Here is an 11735-nt window from a genome sequence, read left to right on the forward strand (position 1 = left end):
GGATTTTAAAGGAAATTTTGTGAAAGTAAGTTTATCATACACACTTAATGTTACGTATTGACGTTTAATGTTAGGTGTGTTCTTTTATAGACGATAAAAGCTGTGTGCATATTAAGCGAATGATTTTCAAATTGACGCTAATATGCGAAAGTAGTATTTTTAAAATGAACAACAACGATGAAGAGGGGTTTATAGGATGAAAATTGCAATTGCTGGATCGGGTGCATTAGGTAGTGGCTTTGGTGCCAAACTATTTCAAGCAGGATATGATGTCACACTTATTGACGGATATACATCTCATGTTGAAGCGGTTAAGCAACATGGATTAAATATAACGATTAATGGAGAGGCATTCGAGTTAAACATTCCGATGTATCATTTTAATGATCAACGGGACGAAAGCATTTACGATGTTGTCTTTCTATTTCCAAAGTCTATGCAATTAAAAGAAGTGATGGAAGATATGAAGCCACATATTGATAATGAAACGATCGTCGTATGTACGATGAATGGTCTGAAGCATGAAGAAGTCATTGCGCAGTATGTTGCTCAATCACAAATTGTCAGAGGTGTTACGACTTGGACGGCAGGTCTTGAAAGCCCTGGACACAGTCATTTACTTGGTAGTGGACCAGTTGAAATAGGTGAACTAGTGGATGAAGGTAAAGAAAATGTTATAAAAGTTGCTGATTTACTTAACGAAGCGGAATTGAATGGTGTCATTAGTAAAGATTTATACCAATCGATTTGGAAAAAGATTTGTGTTAATGGTACGGCAAATGCATTAAGCACAGTGTTGGAGTGTAATATGGCATCACTGAATGAAAGTAGTTATGCGAAGTGTTTGATTTATAAATTAACGCAAGAAATAGTGCATGTAGCGACGATTGATAATGTTCATTTAAATGTTGATGAAGTATTTGAATATTTAGTTGATTTAAATGAAAAAGTTGGTGCGCATTATCCATCCATGTATCAAGATTTAATTGTTAATAATAGAAAAACTGAAATTGATTATATTAATGACGCAGTTGCAACATTGGGTAAACAACGTCATATTGAAGCGCCAGTCAATCGCTTTATTACTGATTTAATTCATACTAAAGAAAGTCAGCGACACGCACAGGATTAATTGGTGTTTTAGGTATGATTACAAGGAAATGACAATCACGTGATATTACGGTCATTATTAAGATTGAAATGTAATAAATAAAGAACAGCAGTAAGGTACTTTCAAATTGAAATGATCTTGGTGCTGTTTTTCTTGATTGATTTTCGTCATAATTCAGATTTGTCATAGGTCTACGACATACTATTAGTATTTACTAGACAGTTTTTACGACGACACTTTGAAAAATTTTGAGGCAAATCATTTGGAAGTCTCACGTGAATTTTGTAAACTCATCAAGCAAGTAATTATATTAAAAAGACAAATAGAGAAAAGGTGTTTATAATGAGTAAAATTTTTGTAACTGGTGCAACGGGCCTTATTGGCATTAAATTAGTTCAAAGACTAAAGGAAGAGGGGCATGAGGTTGCTGGTTTTACTACATCTGAGAATGGTCAACAAAAGCTAGCTGCTATTAATGTAAAAGCATATATTGGTGATATATTAAAAGCTGATACTATTGATCAAGCGTTAGCAGATTTTAAACCAGAAATCATTATCAACCAAATTACGGATTTAAAAAATGTTGATATGGCAGCAAATACGAAAGTACGTATTGAAGGTTCTAAAAACTTAATTGATGCGGCGAAAAAGCATGACGTTAAGAAAGTAATTGCCCAAAGTATTGCCTTTATGTATGAACCTGGCGAAGGATTAGCAAATGAGGAAACTTCACTTGATTTTAACTCAACTGGTGATAGAAAAGTAACGGTTGATGGTGTGGTTGGTCTAGAAGAAGAAACGGCTCGTATGGATGAATACGTTGTTTTACGTTTTGGTTGGTTATATGGCCCAGGTACTTGGTACGGAAAAGATGGCATGATTTATAATCAATTTATGGATGGTCAAGTGACACTTTCAGATGGCGTAACATCATTTGTGCATCTTGATGATGCAGTTGAAACATCTATTCAAGCTATTCATTTTGAAAATGGTATCTATAATGTAGCAGATGATGCACCTGTTAAAGGTTCTGAATTTGCAGAATGGTATAAAGAACAACTTGGTGTTGAACCAAATATTGATATTCAACCTGCACAACCATTTGAACGTGGCGTAAGCAATGAGAAGTTTAAAGCGCAAGGTGGTACTCTGATTTATAAAACTTGGAAAGACGGCATGAATCCAATTAAATAATAATTTATCCGTTTAATATACAAAGAATAAAGACTTGGTCGAATCGTGGATGATATATTATCAAACGCACGGCTCGAACAAGTCTTTTTTATTATGTCTTCGTTATCTTTGTATGAAGGAATAACAGAATTACAATTAATGTACTGAATAATGCAATTAATGTTGTGATTAGTGCTAATTTAATTTCTATTGGTAGCCAAGTCAGTACAAAAGACCAATTATTGCTACCGAGAATGAGATATGGTAATGCATATAATATGAGCGCTATAGCGATACATAAACATAAAGTTAGCCAACTCAATACAGCAATCCGTTTTGATCTACGCAAAAGAATTTGACCATGGCGCATTTGCCAAGCACGATAAGCTGAGAATATAAATGCTAATAAAATAAGTGTTGTCATCAAAACGGTAACAATATTAAATTGGTCTTTATATTGATTGAGTATAGACGCAACCGTCGAATATCGCTTGTGATTTACAATTTGTGTATTAAGATGCTCAACTAATTTGGGTACATATTCCGAATTTAGATTTGCAAGCACAACAATTCCATAATTTTGTTTTGGATTTAGTAAAATAAATGATGAAAAGTTATCGAGCGTTCCTGAATGAAACACTAAATGTTCATCATTATTGGTAAACCAGCCCGAAGCATATGCATTGGCATTAGGTTCACCAATTGTTGATGATAAATTTTTATGTGATTGTTGAACTAATGATTTGTATTTATCAGGTGGATTAAGTTGGAATTTTATCCAATGTTCCAAATCTTCAGTTGATGTCATCATATATGCTGATGGTGTATCCCAAAGGTTAAATTCAGGTTTAGAGACGACAGGTGTCGAACCTTGTAATTCGTAGCCAATAGCATCATGTTTTGATTTGTTATTGGTTTGTTTGAATGATGTATGTGTCATATGCAAAGGCTTGAGCCATGAATTTGTAATATATTTTGTATAGGATTGCTTCGTAACGTTTTGGATAATTAAACCTAATAAATCATAGTTCATATTTGAGTATTCAAATTCTTCTCCGGGCTTATGATGTAATTCATCACCCATAATTGCACGGGTTACATCATTTAAACGATTATTTTTATTTGTTACGGCGTCTTCGCTTGTAATATCACTAGGTATACCACTTGTTTGAGCCAAAAGTTGCTTAATCGTAATAGTTTCATTTTGACCATTATAGTTCATTTTAAAATGAGGCACATGTTTGGATACGTCATCATTTAAGTTTAATCGACCTTCTTGAGCTAATTTTAAAATTGCAAGACCTGTGAAAGCTTTAGTATTAGAAGCAATTTCATACTTTGTTGTGGGAGAAGCTTTGACTTTTTTATCAACATCTTGATAACCATAACCTTTATTTAAAAAAACTTTGCCATTTTTTACTATTAAAATTGATGCTCCAGGAATGTGTCCCTTTTGTAAATCATGCTCGATAATTTTATCTATTTGTTGTTGCGAATCATTGGTTAACCGTGTCTTCGTATTGCTATTTAATGTTATATATATAGCAATTGAAATGGCGACTAAAATGATAATAGAAATGGATAGAAAATACAGTTTTTTAGTAGTCATAAACGTTCCTTTTTATATGTTAAATTTACTTAAGTGCCTAATGAGATTTATTTTATTATACCAGTTCTATTGAATAAATTAATTAAAGAGGTATATTTACCATTATTTTTGACACCTTATATGTTAATAGGTGTATAATTACATAAAAAATATTAATTAACTCTCTATACTTTTTGGAAAGATAGGCGTATAGTGATATCCATCAAAAACTATAAAAAGGAATAGGAGATTATGTTCAATCAATTTAAAAGACTTATTATAGGGCAACCTAAAAAAAACAGAGAACTAAAAGACGAAAAGATATCGAAGTTTAAAGGGTTAGCGATTCTTTCGTCGGATGCATTATCTTCAGTGGCTTACGGTCCCGAACAAATACTGATTACATTATCAGTAGTGGGTGCAGTTGCAACTTGGTATACTTTACCGATTGCAGGTGCTGTTCTGATCTTATTAGCTGCTTTAATTATGTCTTATAGGCAAATTATTTATGCATATCCTAAAGGTGGCGGCGCGTATATGGTGTCCAAGACCAATTTAGGAGAAAAATGGGGATTGCTTGCAGGAGGCTCATTATTAGTCGATTACATACTGACTGTCGCTGTTAGTATATCATCTGGTGCTGATGCATTTGTTGCTGCATTCCCAAGTTTATATGGGCATAAAGTACTGATTGCATGTTTACTTGTACTTTTTATTTTAATATTAAATTTACGTGGTTTAACTGAATCTGCCACCGTATTATCCTATCCAGTATATCTTTTCATTATAGGGTTAGTGATATTAATATTTATAGGTACTTTCCGTGTGGCGACAGGAGATATTCAACCACATATGCATGCATCAGTAGGAACTGCGGTTCCTGGAGTAACATTATTCTTGCTATTAAAAGCTTTTTCATCAGGGGCTTCATCATTAACAGGTGTTGAAGCTATTTCAAATGCGGTAACCAATTTTAGAGAACCAAGTGCTAATAATGCTGTAAAAACGTTAATTGCTATGGGTTCAATTTTAGCGTTTTTATTAGTTGGTATCGTTGGTTTAGCATATGTTTATGGAATTATGCCACAAACGGAAACGACAGTTTTATCACAATTAGCTATGCAAATATTTGGTGATAATGCTGCCTTCTATTTTGTACAGGCAACGACCGTGATGATTTTGGTATTAGCAGCCAACACTGGATTTACAGCTTTTCCGATGTTAGCGGCTTCAATGTCTAAAGATAAATATATGCCTAGAATGTTTACTGTTAGAGGTGATCGCTTAGGCTACTCTAACTCAATTATTATTTTAGGTGTATTAGCCATTATTTTAATTATTGTATTTGATGGTATGACTGAAGATTTAATTCCATTGTATGCTGTTGGTGTATTTATTCCATTTACACTAGCACAATTCGGTATGGTTATTAAATGGATTCATGAACGTCCTAAGAATTGGTTAAGTAAGTTGTCTGTGAACTTACTAGGTGGTATCGTGACATTTATTGTTTTTATGATTTTACTCATAACTAAATTTAGCCAAGTATGGCCGATACTTATTTTCTTGCCGTTCGTGGTGATTTTCTTCTTGAAAATTAACAAACATTATCGAGATATCGCAGAACAATTACGTTCTGACATTGATGTTCTTAATGTGGACGTGGTAGATCGTAATTTAGCAATTGTGCCGATAACAAGTATTACAACAGCAGTTGATAAGTCTATTTATTACGCACAAATGCTTGCGAATAATGATGTCATAGCAGTACATGTATCATTTGGAGATGAAGATGAAAAAGCATTCCAAGAGAAATGGAAACGTCATTTCCCAGATGTAAGATTAGTTATTTTACATTCGGAATATCGCAGTATTATACGACCAATTTCACGTTTTATCGATAAGATTAATCGTAAAGCAAACGATCAAAACTATATGATTACAGTAGTGATACCAGAATTTATTACTAAGAAACGTTGGCATAATTTATTACACAATCAAACTAGTTTGCGTATGAAATTGTATTTAATTTATCAAAAGAATGTTAACGTATGTACAATTCCATTTAAACTTAAAAAATAGATTCTATAATCAAATCGGATTGATGAAAGGTTATTTACTTTTCATCAATCCGATTTTTTGATGTTGAATATAAAAACCCCGTACATATGAGATGATAATGACTTTGTCTCATATGTATGGGGGGTATTGTTATGTCTTGCTTAATGTTTGGACTGTAAAGACAAGACAATTTCGTTGTAATTGATATTTTCTCGAATTTGAGCTGCAACGATATTGTTGATTTTATTTTTGCGAATTAATTCATCTAAAAGGTGACGTTGTAAGTACAATGCTTCCAATTTGTGGTTATGGAACATAGCTTGCGGTATGATTTGATTGCTGTTTTCTTGACGTTCTTTTCGACGTTGTGCACGCCACTTTAATGAGCGACTCATATCATAGTAATGATTAATGACTAAGCTAACCTCAAGTACATTTGTACTATTTTGTTCTTCTTTTAAGCGTAAAATAATATTGTGATTCACAATACGCATAATTTTTTGAACATCTTTGAATGAATTTTCAAATTCTTGCTTCTTAGATTCTTTATTTAAGGCTTTGTAGTGCTTCATCGCTTTAAGTCTAAGCCATAACATCTTGAAGAAGTTTGCAAATTTTTCAACAAATGATGCAGTACGGTGTGTCTCTGTTAATTCGACAATATTGCGGTAATTATTAATATCCTGATACGTTGCCTTACCTTTATCAATTAAACGCTCAAGTGTAGATGTTTCGATTACTTTTGCAATATCTTCTAAACGTTTGAGTTCTTTTGTATTTTGATTATTAGGTTCTGAATTTAATAAAAATAACAATTCTCCATAGTATTGGTTTAATACTGGGCGATAATTTGTATCGTTTTTGTCTTTTTTACTTTCGTTTTTAAAATGCTGTATCACTTTTTGAACAATGAAAATTTTGGCAGATTGATAAGTCATACCTTTAAAAGTAGTATCTTCGGCAGATGGTGTAATTAAAGGTAAAACAATTTGCGCTAAGATTAAACTAATTAATACCATGAAAGATGCAATAAACAATAAATCATTACGGTATTCGAATGCTTGTCCTTTTGTAATGATAAATGGTAATGTAAGTGCCATTGAAAGTGAAATTGTACCGTGAATACCACACATCGTCATAATAAATGCGTAACGCACACGAGAAGGTGGTGTTTCATGTGAATCATGTTCTTCGTCTAGATAAGATTGTATATTTTTCGGGAAATAAAAATCTTTGTACCAGAAATAAACCCAAACAAATCGACATGCATAAATTGCAATAGCGATTAATATAGTGATCACTATTAAAAATGAAAAGTTGTCAGGCTCTGTTTGGAAAATATCTATGACTACAGTAGGAATCATAAAACCTAATACAACAAATACAAAACCATTTAAGGCATAACTAAATGTGTTCCAAATTTGATGGTAATTCATTTGTAGTTCCGTTTGTGCTCTAATTAAACGGTCGCGTTCTAAACCATGGATTAGACCTGCGATTACAACTGCAATGATACCTGAAGCATGAACTTCTTCTGCTAAAAAGTATACGACAAAAGGAGTTAATAATTGAATAAAAGTTAAGGTATTGTTATCTTTTAAACCTTTATTAGCGGTTAAGTCTATACGTATTCTAACGACAACGAATCCAATAATTGCACCAATAAGTACACCTAGTATTGTTGAAATGATAAATTGTTCAACAGCTTGGAATAATGAAAAGGTACCAGTTACTAATGCAGTAACAGCAATTTTAAATGAAATGATACCTGCTGCATCATTGAGTAAAGATTCACCTTCTAAAATCGTCATAGAACCTTTAGGTAATAATTTTCCGCGTGTAATAGCAGATACTGCTACTGCATCAGTAGGACATAAAATTGCTGCTATTGCAAAAGCGGCTGGCATTGGTAAGGCAGGCCAAATCCAATGTATAAAATAGCCAACACCGACTACAGTTGCAAACACTAGTGCCATTGACATTAATAGTATAGGTTTACGATATTCTAATAATTTTGTTCGAGAGACGTGGGTACCTTCCACAAAAAGTAGTGGCGCGATAACGGCAAACATAAATACTTCAGAATTGAATTGGAAATCAACTTGTATTGGAATAATGAAAATAACGACACCTAATGCAATTTGAATAAAGGCAGTAGGAATTTGCGGGAATCGATTATTGATAACCGAACTAATAATCACAGCAAAAATAAAAATTAAAAATGCTTCTAATAGTGCCATACAATACTCCTCAAAATTTTAATAGTTAATATTTTATCACTTTTAAGGCATAATGACATAGATATATTGATAAAATGAAGTTATTTTCAAAAAAACTCTAGTATCGGTTGAACTGATACTAGAGCGAGATGTTTAAATTATTGATTGTCATATCTGAAATGACCGCTGTCATTTTGTCGTTGTTCATACGCGAGCTTTTCAGCATTCGTTTTGTATTTTTTATAAAAGAAAAATAAAAATATAAACCAGAATGGTGAAATATAAATAGCTGCTCTTGTTTCGTCACTAAAGAATAATAAAATGAATACAAAGAAGAAGAACGCTAGAATAATGTAAGCAATAGGCTTACCACCAATCAACTTAAATTTACTGTTTTTATGTGCCTCAGGATGCTTTTTCAAATACATTAGATAAGCGACAATAATCATTGCCCAAACAACTAAAAACAACACAGTTGATAACGTTGTAACGTATATGAATAGTTGAATTGCATTAGGGAAAATGTAGTTTAACAAGGCTGCTATAAGTAATGCAATTGATGAAACTAACATTGATAAATAAGGCACGCCATGACTATTCGTTTTATTTAAAACTTTAGGACCTAACCCTTGTTGTGACAGTCCGAATAAGATACGACTATTCGAATAGATACCACTATTTGTAGCAGAGGCCGCGGCAGTTAGCACGACAAAGTTAACGACGCCTGCTGCAAATGGCACGCCGATTAATGTAAAGAGTTTAACGAAAGGGCTACTATTTGGATCGATATCATTCCAAGGTATGACTGACATAATTACTAATAGACCACCGATATAGAATAATAAAATACGGATAGGTACATTATTAATTGCTTTCGGTAAGGTTTTTTCAGGATCTTTCGTTTCACCAGCAGTTACACCTATAAGTTCAATACCAATGAATGAATATACAGCAATTTGGAATGACATTAGGAAACCAAATGTTCCTCCAGGGAACATGCCGCCGTGACTGATTAAGTTTGTGAATGATGCATGTCCATAATGTGTTTTAAATGAGAAAAAGATTAATACAAGACCAACGATAACCATCGCAATAATTGTGACAACTTTAATAATAGAGAACCAAAACTCCAGTTCACCAAATAATCTGGCACCTAATAAGTTGAAGCTAATCAAGATTAAAACAATAAATAGCACGGTAATCCAATTTGGGACTTGTGGATACCAAAATGCAAAGTATTGTCCCATCGCAGTTAGGTCTGACATACTTGATACAATCCAACATAACCAGTAAGTCCAGCCAATGACAAAGCCACCAAAAGGTCCTAAATATTCATTTGCAATATCAACAAATGAATTAAATCTTGTATTGCTCAACAACAATTCGCCTAATGCGCGCATAAAAGCGAATAGTACAACCCCAATAATCATGTATGTGAATAACAGTGATGGACCAGTTAAAGATATTGTTTGACCTGATCCTAGGAATAACCCAGTTCCAATTGCGCCCCCAATTGCTATCAATTGGATGTGTCTGTTATTCAACTCTCTATGCAATTTTCTTGCCATAATTTTCCTCCTCAGGATAAAGCAAATAAAAAAGTTGTGTGTAAGCGTTTTCTTAATTATAAATACTAAAGAAATCCATTTAATAAAGCAATTATTTTTTTAAATATAAGAAAAAACATTTGATAGGTAAGGGTATGATAACTAAAACTTATCGATTTTTTGAAAAGATATAAGTTTTTATGCAAAAATATAAAATAATCATCTAAATGAAGCAGTTAACTATATATATTAGATAAGCTATGGCATAATAAATAACATTTTAATTTGAGTAAAGAAGGTATGGGTATGAAGATAGGGACAATCGCCGATTTACATATTGATCGTCATAATAAAAAAACATCCGAAGATTACTTAGAGGCATTGGTTGAAATAGTTAAGTATAAGAAATTGGATATATTGTTGATTGCGGGAGATATCTCAAATCATTATCAATTGACGCACCAATTTATAACGCAATTGACAAAACAATTAGATATACCTGTGAAATTTGTTCCTGGAAACCATGATTTATGGGAAGTTGAAAGTATGACTACGCAAGACATTTGGAATAATTATAAGAGCATGTCACAGTGCTTGGTAGGAAAACCATTTATAGTAAATGAAGAATGGGCAATAATAGGACATACAGGTTGGTATGATTATAGCTTTGCAGCACAACGATTTTCATTAGAACATTTACAAAAAGGAAAACATTATGGTGCGACTTGGCAAGATAAAGAACGAATATCTTGGGGCATATCAGATCAAAATTTATCTAAAATAGCGGCTGAACAAGTGAAGAAAGATATATTAGAAGTAGGAAATAGACGAGTGATTTTAGTCACACATGTTGTGACGCACCCTGATTTCATTGTTCCTATGCCACATCGTATATTCGATTTTTATAATGCATTTATTGGGACAAGTGATTTCAATCCTTTGTATGCGATGTTCGATATACCATATAGTATTATGGGCCATGTTCATTTTCGTAAAAGTGTGATGGATGATGGCAGATGTTATCTCTGTCCGTGTCTAGGCTATCCAAGACAATGGCGTTCAGAAGATATTTACCAGGAAATAAATGAGACGATACAAATAATAGAAATTTAAAATGCGCAAACCTGACCCAGTTTGCGCATTTTATGTTTTACACACGCGAGTAATGTGTTTACTTACGTGTGTTTATTTTGTTGTTGATTTTCAATTGTATATGAATGTGGTTGCACATAAATGCATTTTCTTCCTGGTGAATTAAAGCTGTATTCCATTTTCTCTTTACGAATTTTAATAATTTGTTTGCGATTTGGAATGATGGCAGGTAAAACTAGGCCACGACGAATATGACTCCAAAGTGGATCGATATAATAGTAATAGTAATCATCGTACCCAATGAGTAACGTTACGTGAATATTTGAAACTTGTTTCGCTGGCTTGTTATCAAAGCGGAAAACACGTAGTAATGGTTTAGAGCCAAGATTAGTATGGTATATTAACACAGGTTGACCTTGATCGATAATACCTTTAAGATCTTCTAAGGATTTACCAGTGCCGTCTACGATATTAGGATTGTATTTTTGTAAAAATGGTACATATGCTTCTGGAAATATCGTTTGATGATAATTGCCAAGCTTAATGAATAAGTGATGTCCAACATAACCTTTATGTGGATTGTTCGGATGTGTCGGCCAATGTCTCATAATTTCTGTAGCAGGGATATGTTGGTTATTGTATTGCAACATCATGGCTGCGGAAACACCTTCACACCCCATGACCATAGGGATAGGAAATAGCTGACTGATAGGTTTAACTGGTAATATTTTTCGGTTCATAATATAGTCCTCGCATTGATTCAATAAATATTTAATATAATTATATAGCGTCAATGCAAAATGTCCTAAACATATGTTTTACATGAGTGAATAAAATTAATGGAGTGATAAAATGGAATATCAATTACAACAACTTGCGTCGTTAACGTTAGTAGGTATTAAAGAAACGTATGAAAATGGACGACAGGCTCAGCAACATATAGC

At 33.0% G+C, this 11735-nt stretch carries 8 protein-coding genes and 1 pseudogene; 5 read left to right on the forward strand and 4 right to left on the reverse strand.

Translation table 11 applies throughout. From position 1 onward, the window contains the following. Positions 1–196 precede the first annotated feature (196 nt). Together IDG60_RS16285 and IDG60_RS16290 are read left to right on the forward strand one after the other, a co-directional pair. Positions 197–1132, forward strand: coding sequence for a 2-dehydropantoate 2-reductase (locus IDG60_RS16285; RefSeq protein WP_206160926.1), 936 nt, complete (start codon positions 197–199; stop codon positions 1130–1132). A gap of 321 nt (positions 1133–1453) precedes the next feature. After that, positions 1454–2305: an NAD-dependent epimerase/dehydratase family protein gene (locus IDG60_RS16290; protein WP_000034497.1), complete on the forward strand. Its 852-nt coding sequence runs from the start codon at positions 1454–1456 to the stop codon at positions 2303–2305. 91 nt (positions 2306–2396) lie between these two features. Here the strand turns inward: IDG60_RS16290 and IDG60_RS16295 are convergent, their stop codons facing one another. Then, on the reverse strand, positions 2397–3893 hold the full coding sequence (locus IDG60_RS16295; protein ID WP_000208563.1) for a serine hydrolase domain-containing protein: 1497 nt from the start codon (positions 3891–3893) through the stop codon (positions 2397–2399). Positions 3894–4124: 231 nt separating this feature from the next. Between IDG60_RS16295 and IDG60_RS16300 the strand changes: the two genes are divergently transcribed. Further along, positions 4125–5954, forward strand: a complete 1830-nt coding sequence (locus IDG60_RS16300) for an APC family permease (protein ID WP_000483052.1) — start codon at positions 4125–4127, stop codon at positions 5952–5954. 140 nt (positions 5955–6094) lie between these two features. Here the strand turns inward: IDG60_RS16300 and IDG60_RS16305 are convergent, their stop codons facing one another. Both IDG60_RS16305 and IDG60_RS16310 read right to left on the reverse strand, forming a co-directional pair. Beyond that, on the reverse strand, positions 6095–8173 hold the full coding sequence (locus IDG60_RS16305; protein WP_001185695.1) for a cation:proton antiporter: 2079 nt from the start codon (positions 8171–8173) through the stop codon (positions 6095–6097). Positions 8174–8310: 137 nt separating this feature from the next. After that, positions 8311–9720, reverse strand: coding sequence for an amino acid permease (locus tag IDG60_RS16310; RefSeq protein WP_000101538.1), 1410 nt, complete (start codon positions 9718–9720; stop codon positions 8311–8313). Between the two features lie 285 nt (positions 9721–10005). Between IDG60_RS16310 and IDG60_RS16315 the strand changes: the two genes are divergently transcribed. Continuing rightward, positions 10006–10812 (forward strand): metallophosphoesterase, encoded by an 807-nt coding sequence (locus IDG60_RS16315; RefSeq protein WP_000690200.1) that lies wholly within the window; start codon positions 10006–10008, stop codon positions 10810–10812. A gap of 62 nt (positions 10813–10874) precedes the next feature. On the opposite strand, the gene IDG60_RS16320 is transcribed toward IDG60_RS16315, so the two are convergent. Further along, positions 10875–11531: a C39 family peptidase gene (locus tag IDG60_RS16320; protein ID WP_001080281.1), complete on the reverse strand. Its 657-nt coding sequence runs from the start codon at positions 11529–11531 to the stop codon at positions 10875–10877. Positions 11532–11643: 112 nt separating this feature from the next. Here IDG60_RS16320 and IDG60_RS16325 point away from each other — a divergent pair. Then, positions 11644–11735 (forward strand): annotated as a pseudogene (locus IDG60_RS16325) (GyrI-like domain-containing protein); the annotation flags it as partial.

This window comes from Staphylococcus sp. EG-SA-2 (assembly GCF_017152085.1).

Bases quoted from the DNA above. Each gene is read 5' to 3' on its own strand.
- IDG60_RS16305 (WP_001185695.1), bottom strand. From the start codon at position 8,173: ATGGCACTATTAGAAGCATTTTTAATTTTTATTTTTGCTGTGATTATT.
- IDG60_RS16300 (WP_000483052.1), top strand. From the start codon at position 4,125: ATGTTCAATCAATTTAAAAGACTTATTATAGGGCAACCTAAAAAAAAC.
- IDG60_RS16310 (WP_000101538.1), bottom strand. From the start codon at position 9,720: ATGGCAAGAAAATTGCATAGAGAGTTGAATAACAGACACATCCAATTG.
- IDG60_RS16315 (WP_000690200.1), top strand. From the start codon at position 10,006: ATGAAGATAGGGACAATCGCCGATTTACATATTGATCGTCATAATAAA.
- IDG60_RS16290 (WP_000034497.1), top strand. From the start codon at position 1,454: ATGAGTAAAATTTTTGTAACTGGTGCAACGGGCCTTATTGGCATTAAA.
- IDG60_RS16295 (WP_000208563.1), bottom strand. From the start codon at position 3,893: ATGACTACTAAAAAACTGTATTTTCTATCCATTTCTATTATCATTTTA.
- IDG60_RS16285 (WP_206160926.1), top strand. From the start codon at position 197: ATGAAAATTGCAATTGCTGGATCGGGTGCATTAGGTAGTGGCTTTGGT.
- IDG60_RS16320 (WP_001080281.1), bottom strand. From the start codon at position 11,531: ATGAACCGAAAAATATTACCAGTTAAACCTATCAGTCAGCTATTTCCT.